Here is a 22,533-nt window from a genome sequence, read left to right as displayed (position 1 = left end):
GCGGTTAGAATACGCGCTGCCGGTAAGTCCAAGGATTACAACCAATGAAGACCACCTTTCTGGATTTCGAACAGCCGATCGCTGAACTCGAAGCGAAGATCGAAGAATTGCGCTTCGTGCAGGACGATTCGGCCGTCGATATTTCGGAAGAGATCGAGCGGCTGTCCAAGAAGAGTCAACAGCTCACCAAAGATCTGTACGCGAACCTCACCCCGTGGCAGGTTTCGCAAATCGCCCGACACCCCCAACGCCCGTATACATTCGACTACGTGAGCGAGCTGTTTACCGATTTCCACGAGCTGCACGGCGACCGCAATTATGCGGACGACCTGTCGATCGTGGGCGGCCTTGCGCGCTTCAACGGCCAGGCCTGCATGGTGATCGGCCATCAGAAGGGCCGCGACACCAAGGAGCGCGCGCTGCGCAACTTCGGCATGCCGCGTCCTGAAGGCTATCGCAAGGCCGAACGCCTGATGCGTCTCGCCGAAAAGTTCAGCCTGCCGATTTTCACGTTCATCGATACGCCGGGCGCGTACCCGGGCATCGGCGCGGAAGAGCGCGGCCAGTCGGAGGCGATCGGCCGCAATCTGTACGTGATGGCTGAACTGAAAACGCCGCTGATCGCCACCATCATCGGTGAAGGCGGTTCGGGCGGCGCGCTGGCGATTGCTGTCGGCGATAGCGTGCTGATGCTGCAATTTTCGACCTATTCGGTGATTTCGCCTGAAGGCTGCGCGTCGATACTGTGGAAGAGCGCCGCCAAAGCGCCGGAAGCCGCAGAGGCGTTGGGTCTGACCGCGCATCGTCTGAAGGCGCTCGGGTTGATCGACAAGATCGTCAACGAACCGCTCGGCGGCGCGCATCGCGATCCGAAGGGTATGGCCGCCATGCTGCGCCGTGCGCTCGCCGATTCGCTGCGCCAGTTCCAGGGCATGAGCATCAACGACCTGCGTCAACGCCGTTTCGAACGGCTGATGTCGTACGGCAAGTTCAAGGAAACGACGCCGGGTGCTTAAGCCCGCGCGCGTTCTCTTTCGTTCTTCAGCGCTTCACGCGCTAGCAACGTGACTTCCACCGCCGATTCGCCCGCCGACCGCCTCGTTCTCGAGGCGGTCGGCTTGGCGCTGTCCGCGCTTCCCGCGAGCGCACGCATTGCGGTTGCGTTCAGCGGCGGCGTCGATTCGAGCGTGCTGCTCGATGCGGCGGTGCGTGTCGCAGGTGCGTCGCGTTGTGTTGCGCTGCATGTGCATCATGGCCTCAGCGCTCACGCCGACGAGTGGCTCGCGCACTGCGAAGCATTTGCACAGGAACGTGGTGTCGAATTCGCGGCGCAGCGCGTCGAGGTGCCACGTGATGCGGGCGTGAGTGTCGAGGCCGCGGCGCGCGATGCGCGTTATCGCGCGCTGGACGCAATGTGCGCCACGCGCGGCATTCACACGCTATGGCTCGCGCAACATGCTGACGACCAGGCGGAAACGGTGCTGCTGCAACTGCTGCGCGGCGCTGGTCTGGCGGGTCTTGCGGCGATGGCGCCCGAGTACTCGCCGGCAAGCGCCTCCGCCGTGCGCGTGAGGCCTTTGCTCCATCTGCTGCGCGCGCAACTCGAGGACTATGCGAGTGTCCGCGATCTAGGTTGGATCGACGACGAGTCGAATGCGGACACCCGCTACGCCCGCAATGCATTGCGCCATCAAGTGACGCCGGCGCTAGCGGTCCACTTTCCAGGTTTTCGCGACGCACTCGCACGCACCGCAGCGCATGCGGCATCGGCGCAGCGTCTGCTCGACGATCTCGCGCGCGTCGATATGGCCACAGCGGCACGCGACCAAGGCCGCGCGCTATCGCATGACGCGCTGCTCGCCCTCGACGACGATCGTGCGCTCAACCTGCTGCGCTACTGGATGCGCACGTTGGGTCTCGTTGCTGCCTCGACCGCGCGTCTCAGGGATGCGTTGCGCCAGTTGCGCGAAGTCGACGAAGCAGGCGAAGGCCATGGTTTGCGCATCGATCATGCAGGGCAGGCATTGCGCAGTTATCGCGGCCTGGTCTATTGGGAAGCGGGCGATAGCAGCGAACCCGCCGACGAAACCGCGCTCGCCGAGCGCGCAGTCAGCGAACTCGCATGGCAGGGTGACGCGATCTGGCGTTTGCCGCAATGGCGGGGCACTTTTGTGTTTGTCGCTGTCGAGGCGAATCTGGACGGGGCTGCCGGCGATGTTTCCGATGTCGCCGGCGACGCCCGCGGCAATACCGATGCAGCGTGGGGCGATCCCGATACGCTTCCCGTCCGCGTTCTACGCTGCGCATTGTTGAGCGTGCGTTCGCGCAGCGGTGGCGAACGGATGCGCACGAATGCTGCACCAGGCAGCCCGAGCCGTACGCTGAAAAACCTGTTCCAGGAGCGTGGCATTCCCGCATGGAAGCGTGACGTGCCGCTGCTTTACGTGGGCGACGAGCTGCTGTTCGTGCCCTTGCTCGGCCTGAACCGCGCAGCGTTGCCTGAGCGGGTCACTGCGGCGGAACCACGCGTCAGGATCATCTGGCGCGACGATCTACTGATCGCCTGACCGACCGGTCGGACACATCCTGTATCGGTCCGGTGAATCCCCGAAATGGGGCGCAAAGCCGCACCGGGTAAGCCTTTGCAGTCCGTAATATGGACCTGTCGACGGCCATTTTGGCTTGTCTTTTTGCGCTCAATCGGGTAATTTAACTTGTTTGCCCGACCCGATTTCGCCTTCGCTTTTGTCGCTGTCGTCGGTATCCGAGCGTGATCCGTCGTTTCCGGTAAGCCACTAGCGATCATTCCCGGGCAAATCCGCGCGTGCTGCACGCGCGCTGCATCTACGCCGCCACACACTTTGCCGTCGTTCACAAGACGTTGCGCTCCTGTGCTTTTGTGCGGTCGTCTCCAGCGCGCCAGCGCGGTTTATCCTCCAGTTCAGAACGACAATGGCACTCATCGTACACAAATACGGCGGCACCTCGATGGGCTCGGTCGAGCGCATCAAGAACGTCGCCAGGCGCGTCGCGAAATGGCACAAGGCCGGCCACAAGATGGTCGTCGTGCCGTCGGCAATGTCCGGCGAAACCAACCGCTTGCTCGGTCTCGCGAAAGAAATCACGAGTCAGCCGAGTCCGCGCGAACTCGACATGATCGCCGCCACCGGCGAGCAGGTCAGCTCGGGTCTGCTCGCGATCGCGCTGCAGGAAGCCGGCGTCGACTCGGTCAGCTATGCCGGCTGGCAAGTGCCGGTCAAAACGGATAGCGCATTCACGAAAGCACGTATCAGCGAAATCGACGGCGAGCGCGTGCTGCGCGATCTCGACGCAGGCAAGGTGGTGGTGATCACGGGCTTCCAGGGTATCGACCCTGACGGCCACATCACCACGCTCGGCCGTGGCGGTTCGGATACGTCGGCAGTCGCGGTCGCCGCTGCGCTGAAAGCGGACGAGTGCCTGATTTACACGGACGTCGACGGCGTCTACACGACCGACCCGCGCGTGGTGGAAGAAGCGCGTCGCCTCGATCGCGTGACGTTCGAAGAAATGCTGGAAATGGCAAGCCTGGGTTCGAAGGTGTTGCAGATCCGCTCGGTGGAATTCGCCGGCAAATATCAGGTGAAGACGCGTGTGTTGTCGAGCCTGACCGATCCGCTCATCCCGCTCGACGCTGAAATGAAGTCGGGCACCCTGATTACTTTTGAAGAAGACGAGACCATGGAAAAAGCAGTCATCTCGGGCATCGCGTTCCAGCGCGACGAAGCTCGTATCGCCGTGATGGGTGTGCCCGACAAGCCGGGCATCGCGTATCAGATTCTCGGCCCGGTGGCGGACGCGAACATCGACGTCGACATGATCATCCAGAACCAGAGCGTCGATGGCAAAACCGCATTCACGTTCACGGTCGGCCGCGGTGACTATCAGCGCGCCATGGACATCCTCACCGGCCAGGTGAAGGGCCATGTGCAGGCTGAGCAGGTGCTGGGTGATCCGAAGGTGTCGAAGGTGTCGGTGGTGGGTGTTGGTATGCGCTCGCACGTCGGTATCGCGAGCACGATGTTCCGCACGCTGTCGGAAGAGGGTATCAACATCCAGATGATCTCGACCTCCGAAATCAAGATTTCGGTGCTGATCGACGAGAAGTACATGGAGCTCGCGGTGCGCGCGCTGCATAAGGCGTTCGAACTGGATCAAGCGTAATGCAGCAGAGGGTGAGGCAATCAAGAGCGCCTCATTCGCTCAAGCGCGGCTAATGCGTAATAAATGCGTCGTGAATGACAAATCTGGCGCAAAAAGTGTGCGGTAGAGATTGACCTTCACGGTGCGGCCCGCTATTATCTTGGCTTCGTTGCGCTGACTCCCTGCGCAACCGAAAGTTTGGGAGACGTGGCCGAGAGGTCGAAGGCACTCCCCTGCTAAGGGAGCATCTGGGCCAAAACCTGGATCGAGGGTTCGAATCCCTCCGTCTCCGCCAGCAATGGCGGCGAAACCCCGCAGAGTCTAGGCTCTGCGGGGTTTTGTTTTTTCGGGCGCGATTTCGTGCCTCACGGACGGCGCGCATGGGCCCGCTTAGTCTGCTGGATGGCGCATGCCTAAACTTTGGATACCGAAGCAGTTGCCTGTCGCACGTCGATTTTTTATGCCGATACGCCGGTCGAATTGAGTTGGCTATTACGATCAAGTCGCACTTTCACCGGAAATGTCTTGCCTGTAACGAGACGTAACCAGGCGGCCACATGTGCGATGTTGTGCATCAGTTATTACAAAGTTGAAATACGAGGATGGCCGCCTTGCGCTATATTTCGGCCAACAACACACATACTTCTAAAGGGTGATCAATGAAGTCCGCACGACTTGTTCCACTTCTGATCGGGGTTTTCGGGTTGGCTGCGTCGGGTGCTGCAATGGCCGGGGGGCTCAACATTGGTGTCAACATCGGCATTCCCGCGCCGGTCTACGTCGCGCCGGCTCCGGTCTATGCACCGCCTCCGCCGCCCGTTGTCTATCAACCGGCTCCCGTGTATTACGGCGGCCCGGCGGTCGTGACCGGCTGGCACGGCGACCGTTACTGGGACGGGCGCCGCTACTGGGCGCGTGACGACTGGTATCGCCGTCATCCCCCGGGCCGCTACGGGCGCGACCACTACGACAATCGCCGCGGCTGGCATTGAGCAGGCAAAAAAAGCCGCACTTGACGCCTTCGCCGCGTCGAACAGAAACCGCCCGAAATGGGCGGTTTCTCATTGCGCTCGCGAAATCAGCAAGCCGAAATGCAACGCGACGTCGACGCACCGGCAACCGCTTCGCGCGGCGCACAGCCGATCGAATGGGCGAGGCCGTTCCAGCGCTCCTTCAGCAAGGCGCGGATTGCGTGGGTTTATTGGGTAGAATTCTCGCACATTGCAATTACCCGCTGACCAACAAGGCCCCCATGACAACTGGCTCGCGATGGGTTCAAACGCCTCATGCACTTCGGTGCAGCGTGATTCACAGGCTCTCGCGTGTCGGTCTACCGGTTGTGTGGCGTTCATGGCGTTCGGCGTGCGTTGTCGCGCTATGCGGCATGTTCGCGCTGGCCGCTTTGCTCGCAGCACCCGAGGCTCATGCGGTCTATGCGATCGCGCAGTACGGCGCGCCGAAATACCCGCCGGATTTCAAGCACTTCGATTACGTCAACCCGGATGCGCCGAAGGGCGGCACGCTCGTGCTGGCCAATCCGAGCCGGCTCACCAGTTTCGATAAATTCAATCCGTTCACGCTGCGCGGCAATACCGCGCCCGGTGTGGACCTGCTGTTCGAAAGCCTGACCGTCGGCAGCAGCGATGAAGTCGCCTCCGCCTATGGACTGCTCGCCGATGACATCAGTATCGCGCCGGACGGCCTGTCGACCACCTTCCACATCAATCCGCGCGCACGGTTTTCGAACGGCGATCCCGTCACCGCGGCTGACGTCAAGTTTTCGCTCGACACGCTGAAGAGCCCGCAAGCCGCCCCGCAATTCGCCTCGATCTTCGGCGAGATCATGCGCGCCGTGGTGGTGGATCCGCATACGATTCGTTTCGAGTTTCATCAGCGCAATCGGGAATTGCCGCTGCTGGCGGGCGGTATGCCGGTGTTCTCGCACAAGTGGGGGATGAAGCCGGACGGCAGCCGGATCGCGTTCGATCAGTTGGCGTTCGAGAAGCCGATTGCCGGCGGGCCTTATCTGATCGAACGGTACGACAACGGCCGCACGATTACGTATCGTCGCGACCCGAACTACTGGGGCAAGGCGCTGCCGGTACGCGTCGGCATGAATAACTTCGATCGCGTTGTCTACAAGCTGTATTCGGATAGTACGGCGAGGCTCGAGGCGTTCAAAGCAGGGGAGTACGACGCGCTGGTCGAGTACGTCGCGCGTAACTGGGTGCGACGCGACGTCGGCAAAAAGTTCGACAGTGGCGAGCTGATCAAACGCGAGTTTGCGCAACATAATGGCACCGGTATGCAAGGCTTCATGCTGAACACGCGGCGGCCATTGTTTCAGGACGTGCGCGTGCGCAAAGCGCTCGATCTCGCGCTCGACTTTCAGTGGCTGAACCGTCAGTTGTTCTTCAATCAGTACACGCGGATCGACAGCTTCTTTGCCAACACGGATTTGCAGGCGAAAGGCTTGCCTTCGCCGGGTGAGTTGGCGTTACTCGAGCCGTGGCGCGCGAAGCTCGATCCCGCCGTATTCGGTGCGCCGCCGAAGCAGCCGGACACCGATCCGCCGGGCTCCCTGCGCGCCAATTTATTGCAGGCGCGTGCGTTGTTGCAGCAGGCGGGTTGGACCTATCGCGACGGCGCGTTGCGTAATGCCAAAGGCGAGCCGTTCCAGTTCGAGATCCTCGACGATTCCGGCTCGTCCGCGCAGATGGAGCCGATTGTCGCGACTTTCATTCGCAATCTGCAGAAGCTTGGTATCACCGCCACGTTTCGCGTGTCCGATTTTGCGGTCTATCAAAAGCGTCTCGACGCATTCGATTTCGACACGACCACCATCCGCATGCCGGACGTGCAGGTGCCCGGTTCCGAGCAGATCGACCGCTTCGGCAGCAAGGCCGCCGACACCCACGGCTCGGACAACATGATCGGCCTCAAGTCGCCGGTGGTTGATGCGATCCTGAGCGCGCTGGTGCACGCGCAGACGCGCGAGCAACTGGTCGACGCGACGCACGCCCTCGACCGGGTGCTGATGCATGGCTACTATGTCGTGCCACACTGGTACAGCGCGACGCACCGTGTGGCATTCAAACGCGGCCTCGCGTGGCCCAAAACCTTGCCTCTGTACTATGGAGCGGAAGGCTGGATCACATCGATGTGGTGGTTTGCACGGCCGCAGCCGCAAGCTCAGGCGCATTGAAAGCGTCTATTCATTACTGCCTTCGCACCGGAAACGCCGCCATGTGGAGCTACATCCTCAAACGCCTGCTGTTGATGATCCCGACCTTGCTCGGCGTGTTGACGCTGACTTTCGTCGTGATCCAGTTCGTCCCGGGTGGCCCGGTCGAACAGATGCAGCACGAGTTGCGCAAAGGCGCGGAGAACGGCGCGCCATTTGGTCTGCGCGCCCATAACGGTGTCGACGCGCAGCAGGTCGCGCAATTGAAAGCGCTATATGGATTCGATAAACCGCCGCTTGAACGCTATGTCCTGATGCTCAAACGGTTCTCGACGTTCGACCTCGGTCAAAGCTATTTCCGCCATCAAAGCGTGTGGTCCCTGATTGTCTCGAAGCTGCCGGTATCGATCAGCATCGGCTTATGGACCTTCTTTCTCACGTACCTGATATCGGTGCCCCTGGGCATAGCCAAAGCGGTGCGCAACGGCTCGCGCTTCGATATCGCGACGAGTCTGGTCGTGCTGATCGGCTACGCGATTCCCGGCTTCGTGCTCGGCGTGCTGCTGCTCGTGCTGTTCGGCGGCGGCACGTTCCTGCAACTGTTTCCGCTGCGCAATCTCACCTCGGATAACTGGGCGCAACTGAGTGTCGGCGGCAAGATCGTCGACTACCTGTGGCATATCACGCTGCCGATCACGGCCTCGGTGGTAGGCAGTTTCGCGGTCGTTACGATGCTGACGAAAAACGCCTTCCTCGACGAGATCCGCAAACAATACGTGCTGACCGCACGCGCCAAAGGTTTGTCCGAGAAACGCGTGCTGTGGAAACACGTGTTTCGCAACGCGTTGCTGCCGTTGATCGTGGGCTTTCCGGCGGCTTTTATCGGCGCGTTCTTTACCGGCAGTCTGTTGATCGAGACCCTGTTCTCGCTCGACGGCCTCGGCCTGCTGTCGTACGAATCGGTGGTGCGGCGCGACTATCCGGTCGTGCTCGGCACGCTCTATCTATTCACGCTGATCGGTCTTGCGACCAAGCTGATTTCCGATCTTTGCTATGTGTGGGTCGATCCCCGCATCCAATTCGAACAACTGGAGCGCTGATGAATCGAGCCCGCCTTTCAGCCGATGCGGCGGCGCGCACCGAACCGGTTCGCGCGTTCGTGTCGCCAACGCCCGCGCGCCGCGTCTGGCAGCGGTTTCGCCAGCAGCGCCTTGGCTACTGGAGTCTGATCATATTCGTCGTCGCGTTTGCGGCGAGCCTCGCCGGGCCGCTGTGGTCGAACGACAAGCCACTCGTCGTGCGTTACGAAGGGCAACTGTATTTCCCGATGTTCAAGACGTACGCGGAGACCACCTTCGGCGGCGACTTCCCGACGCCCGCCGATTATCTCGATCCGTATATCAAGCATCGTTTCAACACGCCCGGCAACTTCGCGCTTTATCCGCCGAACCGGTACTACTACGACACGCTGAATTACTTCTCGAAGGCGCCGAACCCCGCGCCGCCGTCGCGCGATAACTGGCTCGGCACCGACGACCGCGGCCGCGATCTCTTCGCGCGCCTGTTGTACGGTTTCCGCGTGTCGGTGGAATTCGCGCTGGTGCTGACGTTGATCGGCACCGTGCTCGGAATTGCCGCGGGCGCCGTGCAGGGTTATTTCGGAGGACGTATCGATATCGTCGGGCAGCGTCTGATCGAAATCTGGAGCGCACTGCCTGAGCTTTACCTGCTGATCATTTTCTCTTCCATCTTCGAGCCGGGATTCATTCTGCTGATCGTGCTGCTGTCGCTGTTCGGCTGGATCGGTTTGTCCGACTATGTGCGCGCGGAGTTTCTGCGCAACCGTCACCAGGACTACGTGCGCGCCGCGCGGGCGATGGGGCTCTCGAACTGGCAGATCATGTGGCGGCATGTGCTGCCCAACAGCCTGACGCCGGTGATCACGTTCCTGCCGTTCCGCATGAGCGGCGCGATTCTGGCGCTGACGAGCCTCGACTTTCTCGGCTTGGGCGTGCCGTCGCCGACGCCGAGCCTGGGTGAGCTTCTCGCGCAAGGCAAAGCGAATCTCGATGCATGGTGGATATCATTGTCGACCTTCGGTGTGCTGGTCGCGATGTTGTTGCTGCTGACCTTCATGGGCGATGCGCTGCGCAACGCACTCGACACGCGTATCTCCGATGCGATGCGCGCCGGAGGCAATCAGTGAGCGCCACAGTGGGGAGCAACGCAGACCAAAGCATGGCGCCGCCGCTTCTGGAACTCGACCATTTGCACGTCACCTTCGGCGACACCGTCGCGGTGCACGACGTGACGCTCGCGATCCAACGCGGCGAGCGGGTCGCGCTGGTCGGCGAATCGGGTTCGGGCAAGAGCGTGACCGCGCTGTCGATCCTGCGTCTGTTGAGCGACGCGCAGGTGAGCGGCTCGATCCGTTTCGACGGCGAAGATCTACTCGCCAAAAGCGAGCGCGAGATGCGTGGTATGCGCGGCTCGGACATCGCGATGATCTTCCAGGAGCCGATGACGGCGCTCAATCCGCTCTATACGGTCGGTGACCAGATTGCGGAGACCATCGTCGTGCACGACGGCGTACCGGCGAGTGAGGCGCGCAAACGCGCCGTGGCGTTGCTGGGACGTACAGGCATCGCCGAGCCCGGCAAGCGCGTGAACAGCTATCCGCATCAGCTCTCGGGCGGTCAGCGGCAGCGTGCGATGATCGCGATGGCGCTGGCGTGCCGACCCCGTCTGCTGCTGGCCGACGAGCCGACCACGGCGCTCGACGTGACGATCCGCGCGCAGATCGTCGACCTGCTGCTGGCGTTGCAACGCGACGAAGCGGAAAAGCGCGGCATGGCCGTGCTGCTGATCACGCACGACCTGAATCTGGTGCGCCACTTCGCGCAACGCATCGCGGTGATGGAGCGGGGCGTGCTCGTGGAAAGCGGCCCGGTCGAGCAGGTGTTCGAATCGCCGCGGCATCCGTACACGCAGCGCCTGCTGGCGAGCCGGCCGCAGCGCACGGTGGTGCCGGTCCTGCCGATTTCACCGGTGCTGCTCGAAGCGCGCGACGTCTCGGTCGATTTCAAAACGAAGCTGCCAGGCTTCAGCGGCTGGTTTCGTTCGGGGCACTTCCGCGCGGTCGCGGATGCGAATGTGTCGGTGCGCCAGGGTGAGACGCTGGGGATCGTCGGCGAATCCGGTTCGGGAAAATCGACGCTCGCGATGGCATTGCTCGGTCTGCAACGCACCGTGCACGGCGAGATCGAGTTTCAGGGCAGGGCGCTCGGCAGCTATCGCGGCGCCGAACAAACCGCCTTGCGCTCGAATATGCAGGTCGTCTTTCAGGACCCGTTCAGTTCGCTTTCGCCGCGCCAGACCATCGAGCGGATCGTCGGCGAGGGGCTGGCGCTGCATCGGCCGCAGATGAGTCCACAGGCGCGGCGCGACAAAGTGGTTTCGGTGCTGCGCGAAGTCGGCCTCGACCGCACGGTGTTGTACCGCTATCCGCACGAGTTTTCCGGCGGCCAGCGTCAGCGGATTGCGATCGCGCGCGCTCTGGTGCTGGAGCCACGCATTCTGATCCTCGATGAACCGACCAGTGCGCTTGATGTTTCCATCCAGCAGCAGGTACTGAAACTGCTCGCCGGGTTGCAACAGAAGTACAACCTCGGCTTCGTTTTCATCAGCCACGATCTGGCCGTGATCGGGGCGATGGCGCATCGTGTGGCGGTGATGCAAAACGGTTCAATCGTTGAAAGTGGGGACGTTGAGCAGATTTTTGCGACACCTGCGCACCCCTACACTCGAAAGCTGCTGAAAGCGGCGCTTGAGCAATAATTTTTCACCCTTTCGCCAATTGCGTGCGTGTCTCGATTGTATTTTTCTATTTGTTTTGACACGCAAATACTTACTGGCTAGTATCGACCAAACTTTTTTCCGTAGACCACTGATTTTTAGGCAAAAAATACCGACCAATGCAGCACAGAAACCTAACCCAGGCTTGCACGCGCGTCGTCGCCGGGATGTTCATTGGCGTCTTGATGGCAGCAGCTCCCGGCGCTTTCGCCGACGAAGTAAGCAGTTTTAATCAGAATGCCTCATATTCGACCCCTGGCGGGTCGAATTCTTTGTCCCCCCTCAGTTCGCAATCGGCCGCTCCCGAAAGCAACGGCGGCGCCAAATCGTTCCTCTCCGGCATGGCTGGAAAAGCGGGCGACGTGGTGGTCGGCGCGCTGAACATGATCGGCGTTCGCTACCGTTGGGGTGGTAATACGCCCGATTCCGGGCTGGATTGCAGCGGCTTCGTTCGCTACGTGTTCCAGGACACGCTCGGTATGGCGCTGCCACGCCGCGCCGAGGAAATGAGCCGCGTCGGCGAAAAGGTTCGCGTCAGCGACCTGAAGCCGGGCGATCTGGTCTTCTTCAACACGATGCGCCGCACGTTCTCGCACGTCGGCATCTACATCGGCGACAACAAGTTCGTGCATTCGCCCTCTACGGGCAGCACGATCCGCGTCGACGATCTGGATAGCGGCTATTGGGAAAAGCGTTTCACGGGTGCGCGCCGGATCGAGACGTCATACCAGGAAGGCGAAGATCTGCGTAAGCGTGTGAATGCGACGATCGGTGGCAATCAATAACTGATTTAGCTTGGCGCCAGCGGTTTGGTGGCACAAAAAAGCCTGCTTCGTTCGAAGCAGGCTTTTTGCATTGGGCGCTCGCTGGCGTATCGGCGAATTGTCGCGCTTTGTCCGGGCTGTGTCGGTGCTGCGTGCGTGACGGCAACTCCCGGGCGCCGGTTGGTGCAACCGACGCTGGCCGGGCGGGTTACACCGTGGTGCGGCTCGCAGCCAGCTTGCGGTGCAACTCAGGCATCATCTTCGCCACCGCTTCCTCGCCCGCCAGAATCGCTGCGTTGCGCTGCGAAAAATCGCTGCCGCTCATGGCGGCCAGATTCGGCCGGATCACGACGTCGGCGTACTTGTCGAGCTCATAGGCCTTGATCGTCTGGCCCATGATCGTGAAGGTCTGCATCAGCACGTCGAACGAGCTTGCGGTGAGGCCGCTTTCGGGGCGCTGCGAGATATCCACGGCGATCACGAAGTCCGCACCCATCTTGCGCGCGAACGAGGCGGGTACCGGGCTCACCAGGCCGCCGTCCACATATTCGTGGCCGCCGATTTTCACCGGCTCGAAAATCGACGGCACGCTGCATGACGCGCGCACCGCGATGCCGGTGTTGCCGCGCTGGAACAGGATCGGCTGCCCGGTCCTCAGATCGGTGGCGACCACGCCGAGCGGCTTGACCATCTTCTCGATCGGACGGTTGTTGAGCGTCGTATTCAGGTAGTTCTGCAGGGCGACGCCTTGCAGGAAGCCGCGTGTGCGGAACGGCATGGCCCAGTCGCTGATCGACGCTTCGTCCATGGTCAGCGCGAGCTTGTTCAGCGCAAAGCCGTTCATCCCCGATGCGTACAGTGCGCCGACCACCGAACCCGCGCTGGTGCCGGCCACCAGATCGACCTGAATATTGCGCGCCTCGAGTGCCTTGATGACGCCGATGTGCGCGAAGCCGCGTGCGGCGCCGCCGCCTAGGGCGAGGCCGACGCGAATCGGCCGCTGCGGTTTGTCGAGCGGGGGCGTGTTGACGGTGGGCGCGGTAGCAACCGCTGTGCTGTCGGTTTTGCTGCCCGTCGTAGTGCAGGCGGCGAGCACCGCGGACGCGGCGGCCAACGAGAAACGACGGCGGGCAAGGCGGGGGGCTGACGGTTTCAACGCATTCTCCAGCAACGGCACGGGCGGCGTAATCGGCATAAGCCGGTGCCGCGATCAGGCGGATAGTCAAACGGACAGAAATCGCCGGTGGCGATCTACGCGCTGTGGTTCTATCCCCACCCGCAGCGCGCGCACATCATAAATCAAAGGCTCGGGCGCGCGGCTACCCGGTAATAAAACGTTGCAGAGCAAGCCCTCGGGTGCCCTGAACTGTTCACTTTCGTGCCGCTTGTGCGCTGCTCTCGCACTGCCATTGGCCATTCGGACGAGGGCGGGCAACACGCCTTCGGAAGGTATAATTCGGCTCTCGCATTTATTTCCTTCGTGTCCGTGCAGGGCGCTTGTCTGCCGCACGGGCGCGGTCCGCTGCCGCGCTTCGCTGGCGATGTTTGCCACGGCGCCGGCGCCTGTCTTCCGAGTAACCGCTAATGACCACCTCCGTCCGTACCCGTTTCGCACCGAGTCCCACCGGCTTCATCCACCTCGGCAACATTCGCTCCGCGCTTTATCCGTGGGCGTTCGCGCGCAAGATGAAAGGGACCTTCGTGCTGCGGATCGAGGACACCGACGTCGAGCGCTCCACCTCCGAATCCGTCGACGCCATTCTCGAAGGTATGGCATGGCTCGGCCTCGATTTCGACGAAGGTCCGTTCTACCAGATGCAGCGCATGGACCGTTACCGCGAGGTGCTCAAGCAGATGCAGGACGCGGGCCTCGTGTACCCGTGCTACATGTCGACGGAAGAGCTGGATGCCCTGCGCGAGCGTCAACGCGAGGCCGGCGAAAAGCCGCGCTACGACGGTACATGGCGCCCGGAACCCGGCAAGGTTCTGCCCGAGCCGCCGGCGGGCGTGCAGCCTGTGTTGCGCTTCCGTAATCCGCTCACCGGCGTGGTTGCGTGGGACGACGCCGTGAAGGGCCGCATCGAAATTTCAAACGAAGAACTCGACGACCTCGTGATCGCGCGCCCGGACGGCACGCCGACGTACAACTTCTGCGTGGTGGTCGACGATCTGGACATGCGCATCACGCACGTGATTCGCGGCGACGATCACGTGAACAACACGCCGCGTCAGATCAACATCCTGCGCGCGCTCGGCGGTGAACCTCCGGTTTACGCGCACTTGCCGACCGTACTGAACGAGCAGGGCGAGAAGATGAGCAAGCGTCACGGCGCGATGAGCGTGGTGGGTTATCGCGACGCCGGTTTCTTGCCGGAAGCGGTGGTCAATTATCTGGCGCGTCTGGGCTGGTCCCATGGCGACGCGGAAATCTTCACGCGTGAGCAATTCGTCGAATGGTTCGATCTGGAGCATCTGGGCAAGTCGCCGGCTCAGTACGACCACGACAAGCTGAACTGGCTCAACGCGCACTACATCAAGGAAGCGGATAACGCACGCCTCGCCGAGCTTGCAAAACCCTTCTTCGCCGAGCTGGGTATCGCTGAAGCCGCCCTTGCGCAAGGCGCTGATTTGACGTCGGTGGTGGGCTTGCTGAAGGACCGTGCGTCGACGGTGAAGGAAATCGCGGAGAACGCGGCGATGTTCTATCGCGCGCCGGCGCCGGAAGCCGAAGCGCTTGTGCAGCACGTGACCGATGTCGTGCGTCCGGCACTTGCCGATCTGGCTGCAACGCTTAAAACGGTGGAGTGGACCAAGGAAGCGATCGCTGCCGCATTGAAGGCAACGCTCGGCGCACACAAGCTTAAGATGCCGCAACTCGCCATGCCGGTTCGTCTGGTGGTGGCGGGCACCACGCATACACCGTCGATCGACAGCGTGTTGATGCTGTTTGGCCGCGATGTAGTCGTGGGTCGTATTGAAAAAGCGTTGGCCTGAGCGCGTTCTCGCCTGCATTGAGAGGGTTTGCGTGCGACTTGCGAAAAAAGTCGCATGCGATTGCTCAAAGGGTATTTACAAAGCGCAAATTGGCCTCTAAAATCTCGTTTCTGTTCTGCAAGGGGGGTATAGCTCAGCTGGGAGAGCGCTTGCATGGCATGCAAGAGGTCAGCGGTTCGATCCCGCTTACCTCCACCATCAGAGCAGAGTGAAGTGGTTCCAAAGTCTGGAGCTTGTAGCAAAAAAGACTTCACAAACAGTTGTAACGTAGTTAAAATAGCGGTCTTTGCTGTTGACGAAACGAAATAACTGATAAGTTAGCGTAAGTTAGCAGCGAGTTAAAGACAGATCTGAAAAGATTATGTCCCCTTCGTCTAGAGGCCTAGGACATCACCCTTTCACGGTGAGTACAGGGGTTCGAATCCCCTAGGGGACGCCAAACATCAGCGTCGCTTTGTAGCAGTAAAGCAGCGCAGCTTGCAGAGAAAAAACCAACGCTCGCAAGTCAAGATGGGCAAAACTGGAGTGGTAGTTCAGTTGGTTAGAATACCGGCCTGTCACGCCGGGGGTCGCGGGTTCGAGTCCCGTCCACTCCGCCAGACAAAGCCCGTTCATAGAAACGTGAACGGGCTTTTTCATTAAAGGTGTAAGCAGTACGTTGTCCCCTTCGTCTAGAGGCCTAGGACATCACCCTTTCACGGTGAGTACAGGGGTTCGAATCCCCTAGGGGACGCCAGGACATCGGCGTCGCTCAGTGAGCAGCATGGGTCAGCAGCATGAGCGGTGCAGTGGGTGAATGAGCAAAGCTCACAAGCCACGGTGCAAAAATCTGGAGCGGTAGTTCAGTTGGTTAGAATACCGGCCTGTCACGCCGGGGGTCGCGGGTTCGAGTCCCGTCCGCTCCGCCAGATTTTAAAAAGCCCACTTCGAAAGAAGTGGGCTTTTTTTATTTCCGAGGTCCATCCTGCCTGGGTATGCTCGGGACAAACAGCCATTGCCAGCGCGCACGGGCTGTTTTACCGTTGACCCGACTCATCTTCGTCGTTCCGCCATGTTCGATCCAACCGAAGCTCCGTCACTGTTTCATCTGCGCCGCGCCGGCATGGACGATTTCGAGTTCGCCGAGGCGCTGACCCGCAATAACATGGGCGGCTACTATCACCGGCACCATCTGGTCTGGCGTGGCGATCTGTTTCTCGGAAGCTGGCGGGAGTCGGAGAATTTCATTCTCGAAATGGACGGCAAGCCGATCGGCGTGCTGCGCATCACCCAGGAAGGGGATTCGCTCCATATCCGCGACGTGCAGATTGCCGAAGGGCATCGGCGGCTTGGTGCCGGTACGTATCTGCTTGATATGTCGCATCAATGGGCACGCGAGCGCGGACTGCACGAGTTGCAATTGCGTGTGTTCGTCGACAATCCTGCCGCCCGGCTGTATCAGCGCAAGGGCTATAAGCTGACCGGGCCGCGTCTTGCGCAACTCGGTGCGATCCGTCATCTGGCGCGGCGCGTTTGACGGGATCAGCCGCACCAGGCTACCGCAGCCGGCGAACGATCATCGCTCGAAACCATTCGAGGTATCCGTGCGTTCTTGTGCCGTCTCCTCGTCGGCGTCTGCATCGCCACGCTCCCCGTTCTCCACACGATGCTCAGACCCACGCTCGATGAACGCGCGAGGACTTTCGCCGAATGCCCGCCGGAACATCGCCGAGAACGCGCTCTGGCTCTGATAGCCCAACTCCTGCGCGACATGCGACAGCGGCCGCCCCTGGCTCAACAGCGGAATCGCGCGCGCCAGAATCGCCTGCTGACGCCATTGCGAAAAGCTCACGCCGAGTTCCTGACGGAACAGCCGCGCAATCGTGCGCGTGCTCGCCCCCACGCTCGATGCCCATTGCTCCAGCGATTCGCCGTGCGTCGGGTCCGCGATCACCGCCTCGCACAGCGCGCGCAGGCGCTTCTCGTTGGGCATTGGGACAGACAGAGGCAGCGGTTCCGAACGCGTCAGTTCGTCGAGCGCGAGCGCGCCTAGCAACTGCTCGCGCGTCGCTGAAATGCCGGGCGTATCGAGTGCGGCAATCACTTCGCGCAGCAGATCAGATACTTCGACGACGCGCGGTGTATCCAGTCCCGCCGGCACGGTACTTTCGGTGATGTAGAGCGTGCGCAGGAATGCGTCTTCGACGGCGACCACTTCGTGCGTCACATGCGGGGGCACCCAGATCGCCCGCGACGGCGGCACCATCCACGTCGTGCCGGTCGTCGCGACCCGCAACACGCCGCGCGAGGCGTACGCCACCTGCGCCCACGCGTGCGTGTGGCGCGCAATGCGCCAGCCGGACGGCATCGGCCGCGAGCGCACGCGGATCGGGTGCGTTGCCGTCGGCTGGAATTCGGGCGGAATGTCGGCGAAGTGGACCTGGCTCGATGGGTCTGAGTCGGCGGTCGAATTCATGGTGAAGATCGATCCAATGAACGGAGCTTAAAAAAGTACGGCGCCCACACGCGTCGAACCCCCAACCGAGCCCGCAAGCGCAGACCCGTATGCGCGGAACGCATCGGCATATGAAAATCCAATCCACTATCGCTACGCTGGTGCTGGGTGCGGCCTACAGGCGCAAAACCCACACGCGCGGAACTCAAAACCACCATGGGCTTCTTATTGTAGGTGTTACGTTGGAGTCGTCGTTGCATAATGTCCCGATTGCACGGATCCCGAGGAGCACCCCATGAGCCTGGCAACCGCTGACCTGTGCGACGCGCACGAGGACCAATTGGCGCTCGGCACGTTGCGCGTGCTCGAGCCGGTCTTTCATCTGTTCAGCCGCGCCGAGTGTTTCAGCGGCGAGGCGGTTACGTTGAAGGTGTTTGAAGACAATGCGCTGGTGCGCGCCACGCTCGAAGAGGAGGGCGCGGGCCGCGTGCTGGTGGTCGACGGCGGCGGCAGTCTGCGTTGCGCGCTGGTGGGCGGCAACCTCGCGCAAATTGCGGAGCAGAATGGCTGGGCGGGTATCGTGTTGAACGGCTGTGTGCGCGATACGCTGGAGCTCAATGAAGTCAATGTCGGCGTGGCAGCGTTGGCAACGTGTCCGCGGCGCGGCCAGAAGCTCGGCACGGGCGAACGCGACGTGCCGGTGCAATTGCCGGGCGCGCTGGTGCGGCCCGGCGAATGGATCTATGCGGATATCGACGGCGTGCTGGTGGCGAGCGCACCGCTGAACTGAATCCTCGGCTACATTGAAGCAGGTTGATCCCATACTTAAGGAGAGCAGACAACGATGCAGACCGTCTTTGTATACGGCACGTTGCGGGCCGGTGAAGTGAACGACATCAGCGAGGCCGCTGCGCGCAACGACATCGCCGCGCCGAATAGGCTCGGCACGGCTACGGTCCGCGGCCATCTGTTCGACTTCGGCTTGTATCCGGGCCTGGTGGTCGACGAAGCGGGCGTGGACGTCACAGGCGACGTCTACGAAATCGACGATGAACTGGTTGCGGTGCTCGACGAGATCGAAGCCGTGTATCCCGGCGTCGAAGATCGTTTCCTCGCGCGCGAAGTGATGGTGAAAGTGGACGGTAGCGTCGTGAACTGCCGTTTCTATCCAGTCGCGCCCAATACGGTGAAGGGCCAGCCGGAAATCAAGTCGGGCGATTGGGTCGAGTACCGCGGCACGCGCTGACTGAACACATCCCCAGCGCACCGCAAGCGCATAAAAAAACGGCCCGGCAGGCATGCGCCTGTCGGGCCGTCCGGTCGGTCAGTCTTGCGACCCAGGCCGCTCTTTCATCATGCGTGGCGGGTGAAAGCGAGCCTGGTACGACGTCGTGGGTTGCTGATGCCTGAGGCCGCTCAGATGCCTCAGATTTCCTCGTACAGCGGCAGCGTCAGGAAGTCGGTGAACTGCTCCGACGTCGACATTTCTTCGAAGATTTGTGCGGCGCGATCGTATGGCTTCGTATCGCCGCCCACTGCCTCCTTCACCTTGTCGAGTTCCTGCGCCGACAGTTCGCGCACCAGCTCGGCCGTGACCTTGCGGCCGTCGTCGAGCTTGCCCTTCGGCGAGCGGATCCATTGCCACACTTGCGAGCGCGAGATTTCCGCGGTGGCGGCGTCTTCCATCAGATTATGAATCGGCACGCAGCCATTGCCCGCGAGCCACGCACCCAGGTAGTGGATGCCGACGTTGATGTTGTTGCGCAGTCCGCCTTCGGTGATCGGCGCTTCGGGACGGAAGTCCATCAGGTCGGTGGCCGTGACGAGCACGTCGTCGCGTTGCTTGCCGATCTGATTCGGCTTGTCGCCGAGTACCTTGACGAATTCTTCCATCGCGATCGGCACGAGGCCCGGATGCGCGACCCAGCCCCCGTCGTAACCGTCGCCGGCATCGCGCGCCTTGTCGGAGCGCACGCCGCCCATCGCCTTGTCGTTTGCCGACGGATCGTTCTTGATCGGGATCAGCGCGCTCATGCCGCCGATGGCCGGAGCATTGCGGCGATGACAGGTCTTCAGCAACAGCAGCGCGTAGGCACGCATGAACGGTGACGTCATCGTGATCTGCGAGCGGTCGGCGAGACAGAAATCGCGGTCGCTCTTGAACTTCTTGATCGCGGAGAAGATGTAGTCCCAACGACCGGCGTTCAGGCCCGAGCTATGTTCGCGCAGCTCATACAGGATCTCGTCCATTTCGAAAGCGGCGACGATCGTTTCGATCAACACGGTCGCGCGAATCGTGCCGCGCGGCACGCCGACCGCTTCCTGCGCGGCGACAAAGATGTCGTTCCACAGGCGCGCTTCCAGATGGCTTTCCATCTTCGGCAGATAGAAGTAGGGGCCGGAGCCGCGCGAGACCAGTTCCTTCGCGTTGTGAACCATGAAGAGCGCAAAGTCGAAGATACCGCCGGACACGCGCTTGCCGTCCACCGTCACATGCTTCTCGTCCAGATGCCAGCCGCGCGGACGCACGATCAGCGTGGCGACCTTGTCGTTCAGCCTGTATGTCTTGCCGTTCTGGTCGAGCGAAATCGTCCGGCGCACCGCGTCCTTCAGATTGATGTGGCCGGTAATCTGGTTATCCCAGCTCGGCGCATTCGAATCTTCGAAGTCGGTCATGTACGAATCCGCGCCCGAATTGAGCGCGTTGATGATCATCTTGCGCTCGACCGGACCGGTGATTTCCACGCGGCGGCATTGCAGATCCTGCGGCAGCGGCGCGATCTTCCAGTCGCTTTCACGCACGCTTTTCGTTTCGGCGAGGAAGTCGGGACGCTCGCCGGCATCGAGCCGCTTCGTGCGCTCCACACGAGCCTGCAACAACTGCTGACGGCGCGGTTCGAACGTGCGATGCAGCGCAGCGACGAGTTCGAGCGCTTCGCGGGTGAGAATCGCTTCATAGCCCGGCTTGATTTCAGCCGTGATTTCCATGCCCTGCGGCAGCGACAACGATGACAGCGGATTCGCCATGGTTTCTCCTTGGTCGGTCAGATTGCAAAGATGCAAATGTTGAAATGCGGTTGGGTTACGTCGCGAGTCCAGTGGGTAGCCGTCATGCGCCAGGGCTGTGGCGCGTGCGGCTGCCGCCGGGGTTGCCGTTGCCGCCGGTACTGCCATGGCGGCCGGGCGACGCGAGGGTCTTCAGAAAAACGAGCAGATCGTTCATGCCTCCGCCCGCGCCATGCGGGGTGACGCCCAGTTCTTCGGCTGGTGCGTTTTGCCGGTTAAGCCAGAAAGTGGTGAAACCAAACCAGCTCGCGCCGGCCACGTCCCAACCGTTCGACGACACGAAGACGATTTCGCGCGGCTCTGCGTCGAAGGCTTGCGTGCCGAGCGCGTAGGCGGCGGGCGAGGGTTTGTAGGCGCGCACGCTGTCGACGGACAGAACAGGGTCGAACAGGCCCGTCATGCCGGCGCTCTTCACGGCGATGTCGAGCATTTGCGGATTGCCGTTCGAGAGGATCGCGAGTCCGGGCCGTGAGCCGGGTTTGCTGAGCGCCGACGCATTCGACGCTAAAGGCGCGTCGCGCAACTGGCGCAGCGCCGGCACGGTATCGGGGAAGGCGGACAGGCACGCATATTCGTCCATCAGACGCTTCTCGGCCGCGCGGCCCAGCGTGAGGTGCAGCTTCTTGGTGGCGAAGCGCAAGGCGTCGAGCGTGATGTCCCAAAACGGACGGTAGTGCGCGCCGGCCGGATCCGCGAGCGTGCGCAGTTGCGTGTATTCGATCTGTTTCTGGCGCCACAGCTGCGAGAGCGCATCGCCGTGGCCGGGGAACATCTGCTCAGCGGCAGCGATTACCGAATGCACGTCGAAAAGCGTGCCGTACGCGTCGAAAATCACTGCTTTAGGGGAGAGTGTCGTTGTGGCCGACATTGCCGTGCACTCCTATCAGAGGTCAGGACGGATTGTATTAGTGATGCTCTACGCTAAAAAAGAGGCTAAACATCACTTGATCTTTTACTTTCATACACCTAATCTGACGCGCACCGACCACTTTCCCGCGCAGTTGCGGCTCCGCTACCCCATGGACCGTTTCAAGCAGATCGAGACCTTTGTAACCGTCGCGGCCAAGGGCAGCCTGTCCGCCGCGGCATCGGCCGAAGGTGTCGCGCCCGCGATCATCGGTCGCCGCATCGATGCACTCGAAGAGCGTCTCGGCGTCAAATTGCTGGTACGCACCACGCGCAAGATCACGCTGACCTTCGAAGGCTCGGCGTTTCTCGAAGACTGTCAGCGCGTCATTCACGACATGCAGAACGCCGAGGCCAGCGTGTCGGCGGGCGGCGTGAAAGCGAGTGGGCATTTGCGGCTGTCGGCGCCGGCCGGTTTTGGGCGCCGGCACGTCGCGCCGTTGGTGCCGGCTTTCACCGTGGCGCATCCGGATGTGTCGATCACGCTCGACTTGTCCGACCGGCTGGTCGACCTGGTCAATGAGGGGTTTGACTGCGCCGTGCGCCTGGGCGAGTTGCCGGATTCCTCGCTGGTGTCGCTCAAGCTCGGCGAAAACCGCCGCGTGTGTGTGGCCTCGCCGTCGTACTTGAGCCGGCGCGGCGCGCCGCACACGCTGGCCGATCTCGCGCATCACAACTGCCTCGCGCTCGGTGCGAGCGCCAACCAGCAGCGCGGCTGGATGTTCCAGCAGGGCGACAAGGTCGTGTCGATCAAGGTGTCCGGCACGATGGAATGCTCGGACGGCGCGGTGCTGCACGAGTGGTGCCTCGAAGGTTACGGGCTCGCGTGGCGCTCGTGGTGGGAGGTCGGCACGGACATCGCCGCCGGGCGGCTGGTCAGCGTGCTCGACGAATTCGCGGCGCCGCCAATCGGCATCCACGCGGTTTTTCCACAGCGCCGGCATTTGCCGCTGCGGGTTCGGCTGTTTCTGGACTTTCTCAAGCATACGTACGGTCATCCCGGTTACTGGGGCTGAGGCCGGCTGAGGTCCGGCGATCTCGCGCAATCCTGATGCAGCGTTGCTTAACCTTCACACCGGCTCGCGCACGGGGTTTCCGATATGCGGACAGACCCGCACGACGGCCTTGACCTCACTTCTTGGAACTAC

At 61.8% G+C, this 22,533-nt stretch carries 19 protein-coding genes and 6 tRNA genes; 21 read left to right on the top strand and 4 right to left on the bottom strand.

The window, feature by feature from the left end:
* Positions 1-44: 44 nt before the first annotated feature.
* From ACAX43_RS08880 to ACAX43_RS08830, 11 genes are all read left to right on the top strand, one after another.
* Positions 45-1,016 carry an acetyl-CoA carboxylase carboxyltransferase subunit alpha gene (locus tag ACAX43_RS08880; RefSeq protein WP_128589679.1) on the top strand — a complete coding sequence of 324 codons (972 nt, stop codon included), beginning with the start codon at positions 45-47 and terminating at the stop codon, positions 1,014-1,016.
* A 48-nt stretch (positions 1,017-1,064) separates the two neighbouring features.
* Positions 1,065-2,567, top strand: a complete 1,503-nt coding sequence (gene tilS / locus ACAX43_RS08875) for a tRNA lysidine(34) synthetase TilS (RefSeq protein WP_370708017.1) — start codon at positions 1,065-1,067, stop codon at positions 2,565-2,567.
* A 385-nt stretch (positions 2,568-2,952) separates the two neighbouring features.
* On the top strand, positions 2,953-4,203 hold the full coding sequence (locus ACAX43_RS08870; protein WP_370708016.1) for an aspartate kinase: 1,251 nt from the start codon (positions 2,953-2,955) through the stop codon (positions 4,201-4,203).
* 180 nt (positions 4,204-4,383) lie between these two features.
* Positions 4,384-4,477: transfer RNA gene (locus ACAX43_RS08865), tRNA-Ser, on the top strand.
* Positions 4,478-4,841: 364 nt separating this feature from the next.
* Positions 4,842-5,174 carry a hypothetical protein gene (locus ACAX43_RS08860; protein WP_370708015.1) on the top strand — a complete coding sequence of 111 codons (333 nt, stop codon included), beginning with the start codon at positions 4,842-4,844 and terminating at the stop codon, positions 5,172-5,174.
* 99 nt (positions 5,175-5,273) lie between these two features.
* Positions 5,274-5,420 (top strand): hypothetical protein, encoded by a 147-nt coding sequence (locus tag ACAX43_RS08855; RefSeq protein WP_370708014.1) that lies wholly within the window; start codon positions 5,274-5,276, stop codon positions 5,418-5,420.
* Positions 5,421-5,566: 146 nt separating this feature from the next.
* A complete protein-coding gene (locus ACAX43_RS08850) occupies positions 5,567-7,387 on the top strand; it encodes an extracellular solute-binding protein (RefSeq protein WP_370708317.1) in 1,821 nt (606 codons plus the stop codon).
* 41 nt (positions 7,388-7,428) lie between these two features.
* Positions 7,429-8,466: a microcin C ABC transporter permease YejB gene (locus ACAX43_RS08845; RefSeq protein ID WP_370708013.1), complete on the top strand. Its 1,038-nt coding sequence runs from the start codon at positions 7,429-7,431 to the stop codon at positions 8,464-8,466.
* Entirely contained in the window at positions 8,466-9,572 is a 1,107-nt protein-coding gene (locus ACAX43_RS08840; RefSeq protein ID WP_370708012.1) for an ABC transporter permease, read from the top strand. The genes ACAX43_RS08845 and ACAX43_RS08840 overlap by 1 nt, the downstream gene beginning before the upstream one ends.
* 32 nt (positions 9,573-9,604) lie before the next feature.
* Positions 9,605-11,203, top strand: coding sequence for an ABC transporter ATP-binding protein (locus ACAX43_RS08835; protein ID WP_370708316.1), 1,599 nt, complete (start codon positions 9,605-9,607; stop codon positions 11,201-11,203).
* Positions 11,204-11,340: 137 nt separating this feature from the next.
* On the top strand, positions 11,341-12,006 hold the full coding sequence (locus ACAX43_RS08830) for a C40 family peptidase (RefSeq protein ID WP_370708011.1): 666 nt from the start codon (positions 11,341-11,343) through the stop codon (positions 12,004-12,006).
* Positions 12,007-12,193: 187 nt separating this feature from the next.
* On the opposite strand, the gene ACAX43_RS08825 is transcribed toward ACAX43_RS08830, so the two are convergent.
* Positions 12,194-13,141 (bottom strand): patatin-like phospholipase family protein, encoded by a 948-nt coding sequence (locus ACAX43_RS08825; RefSeq protein ID WP_370708010.1) that lies wholly within the window; start codon positions 13,139-13,141, stop codon positions 12,194-12,196.
* Positions 13,142-13,569: 428 nt separating this feature from the next.
* Here ACAX43_RS08825 and gltX point away from each other — a divergent pair, with 428 nt between their 5' ends.
* From gltX to ACAX43_RS08790, 7 genes are all read left to right on the top strand, one after another.
* Positions 13,570-14,979, top strand: coding sequence for a glutamate--tRNA ligase (gene gltX / locus ACAX43_RS08820; RefSeq protein WP_370708009.1), 1,410 nt, complete (start codon positions 13,570-13,572; stop codon positions 14,977-14,979).
* A gap of 122 nt (positions 14,980-15,101) precedes the next feature.
* A tRNA-Ala gene (locus ACAX43_RS08815) sits at positions 15,102-15,177 on the top strand.
* 165 nt (positions 15,178-15,342) lie between these two features.
* Positions 15,343-15,418, top strand: a tRNA-Glu gene (locus tag ACAX43_RS08810).
* Positions 15,419-15,501: 83 nt separating this feature from the next.
* Positions 15,502-15,578, top strand: a tRNA-Asp gene (locus ACAX43_RS08805).
* A gap of 61 nt (positions 15,579-15,639) precedes the next feature.
* Positions 15,640-15,715: transfer RNA gene (locus ACAX43_RS08800), tRNA-Glu, on the top strand.
* 95 nt (positions 15,716-15,810) lie between these two features.
* Positions 15,811-15,887 (top strand) — tRNA-Asp (locus ACAX43_RS08795).
* A gap of 143 nt (positions 15,888-16,030) precedes the next feature.
* Positions 16,031-16,495 (top strand): GNAT family N-acetyltransferase, encoded by a 465-nt coding sequence (locus ACAX43_RS08790; RefSeq protein WP_370708008.1) that lies wholly within the window; start codon positions 16,031-16,033, stop codon positions 16,493-16,495.
* Between the two features lie 39 nt (positions 16,496-16,534).
* Here the strand turns inward: ACAX43_RS08790 and ACAX43_RS08785 are convergent, their stop codons facing one another.
* Positions 16,535-17,434, bottom strand: coding sequence for a helix-turn-helix domain-containing protein (locus ACAX43_RS08785; RefSeq protein WP_370708007.1), 900 nt, complete (start codon positions 17,432-17,434; stop codon positions 16,535-16,537).
* A 274-nt stretch (positions 17,435-17,708) separates the two neighbouring features.
* Between ACAX43_RS08785 and rraA the strand changes: the two genes are divergently transcribed.
* Together rraA and ACAX43_RS08775 are read left to right on the top strand one after the other, a co-directional pair.
* Positions 17,709-18,203 (top strand): ribonuclease E activity regulator RraA, encoded by a 495-nt coding sequence (rraA, locus tag ACAX43_RS08780; RefSeq protein ID WP_370708006.1) that lies wholly within the window; start codon positions 17,709-17,711, stop codon positions 18,201-18,203.
* Between the two features lie 54 nt (positions 18,204-18,257).
* Entirely contained in the window at positions 18,258-18,659 is a 402-nt protein-coding gene (locus tag ACAX43_RS08775; RefSeq protein ID WP_370708005.1) for a gamma-glutamylcyclotransferase, read from the top strand.
* A 179-nt stretch (positions 18,660-18,838) separates the two neighbouring features.
* Here ACAX43_RS08775 and aceB read toward each other — a convergent pair whose 3' ends face one another.
* Together aceB and ACAX43_RS08765 are read right to left on the bottom strand one after the other, a co-directional pair.
* Positions 18,839-20,440: a malate synthase A gene (gene aceB, locus ACAX43_RS08770; RefSeq protein ID WP_370708004.1), complete on the bottom strand. Its 1,602-nt coding sequence runs from the start codon at positions 20,438-20,440 to the stop codon at positions 18,839-18,841.
* 82 nt (positions 20,441-20,522) lie between these two features.
* Positions 20,523-21,347 (bottom strand): haloacid dehalogenase type II, encoded by an 825-nt coding sequence (locus tag ACAX43_RS08765; RefSeq protein WP_370708003.1) that lies wholly within the window; start codon positions 21,345-21,347, stop codon positions 20,523-20,525.
* Positions 21,348-21,498: 151 nt separating this feature from the next.
* Here ACAX43_RS08765 and ACAX43_RS08760 point away from each other — a divergent pair, with 151 nt between their 5' ends.
* Positions 21,499-22,401, top strand: coding sequence for a LysR family transcriptional regulator (locus tag ACAX43_RS08760; protein WP_370708315.1), 903 nt, complete (start codon positions 21,499-21,501; stop codon positions 22,399-22,401).
* Positions 22,402-22,533: the final 132 nt, after the last annotated feature.

This window comes from Paraburkholderia sp. IW21, from assembly GCF_041321145.1.
Lineage (GTDB): Bacteria > Pseudomonadota > Gammaproteobacteria > Burkholderiales > Burkholderiaceae > Paraburkholderia.
This window is presented reverse-complemented; position numbering and strand designations above follow the sequence as displayed.

Bases quoted from the DNA above. Each gene is read 5' to 3' on its own strand.
- ACAX43_RS08880 (WP_128589679.1), top strand. From the start codon at position 45: ATGAAGACCACCTTTCTGGATTTCGAACAGCCGATCGCTGAACTCGAA.
- ACAX43_RS08870 (WP_370708016.1), top strand. From the start codon at position 2,953: ATGGCACTCATCGTACACAAATACGGCGGCACCTCGATGGGCTCGGTC.
- ACAX43_RS08860 (WP_370708015.1), top strand. From the start codon at position 4,842: ATGAAGTCCGCACGACTTGTTCCACTTCTGATCGGGGTTTTCGGGTTG.
- ACAX43_RS08855 (WP_370708014.1), top strand. From the start codon at position 5,274: ATGCAACGCGACGTCGACGCACCGGCAACCGCTTCGCGCGGCGCACAG.
- ACAX43_RS08850 (WP_370708317.1), top strand. From the start codon at position 5,567: ATGTTCGCGCTGGCCGCTTTGCTCGCAGCACCCGAGGCTCATGCGGTC.
- ACAX43_RS08845 (WP_370708013.1), top strand. From the start codon at position 7,429: ATGTGGAGCTACATCCTCAAACGCCTGCTGTTGATGATCCCGACCTTG.
- ACAX43_RS08840 (WP_370708012.1), top strand. From the start codon at position 8,466: ATGAATCGAGCCCGCCTTTCAGCCGATGCGGCGGCGCGCACCGAACCG.
- ACAX43_RS08835 (WP_370708316.1), top strand. From the start codon at position 9,605: ATGGCGCCGCCGCTTCTGGAACTCGACCATTTGCACGTCACCTTCGGC.
- ACAX43_RS08830 (WP_370708011.1), top strand. From the start codon at position 11,341: ATGCAGCACAGAAACCTAACCCAGGCTTGCACGCGCGTCGTCGCCGGG.
- gltX (WP_370708009.1), top strand. From the start codon at position 13,570: ATGACCACCTCCGTCCGTACCCGTTTCGCACCGAGTCCCACCGGCTTC.
- ACAX43_RS08790 (WP_370708008.1), top strand. From the start codon at position 16,031: ATGTTCGATCCAACCGAAGCTCCGTCACTGTTTCATCTGCGCCGCGCC.
- ACAX43_RS08785 (WP_370708007.1), bottom strand. From the start codon at position 17,434: ATGAATTCGACCGCCGACTCAGACCCATCGAGCCAGGTCCACTTCGCC.
- rraA (WP_370708006.1), top strand. From the start codon at position 17,709: ATGAGCCTGGCAACCGCTGACCTGTGCGACGCGCACGAGGACCAATTG.
- ACAX43_RS08775 (WP_370708005.1), top strand. From the start codon at position 18,258: ATGCAGACCGTCTTTGTATACGGCACGTTGCGGGCCGGTGAAGTGAAC.
- aceB (WP_370708004.1), bottom strand. From the start codon at position 20,440: ATGGCGAATCCGCTGTCATCGTTGTCGCTGCCGCAGGGCATGGAAATC.
- ACAX43_RS08765 (WP_370708003.1), bottom strand. From the start codon at position 21,347: ATGTCGGCCACAACGACACTCTCCCCTAAAGCAGTGATTTTCGACGCG.
- ACAX43_RS08760 (WP_370708315.1), top strand. From the start codon at position 21,499: ATGGACCGTTTCAAGCAGATCGAGACCTTTGTAACCGTCGCGGCCAAG.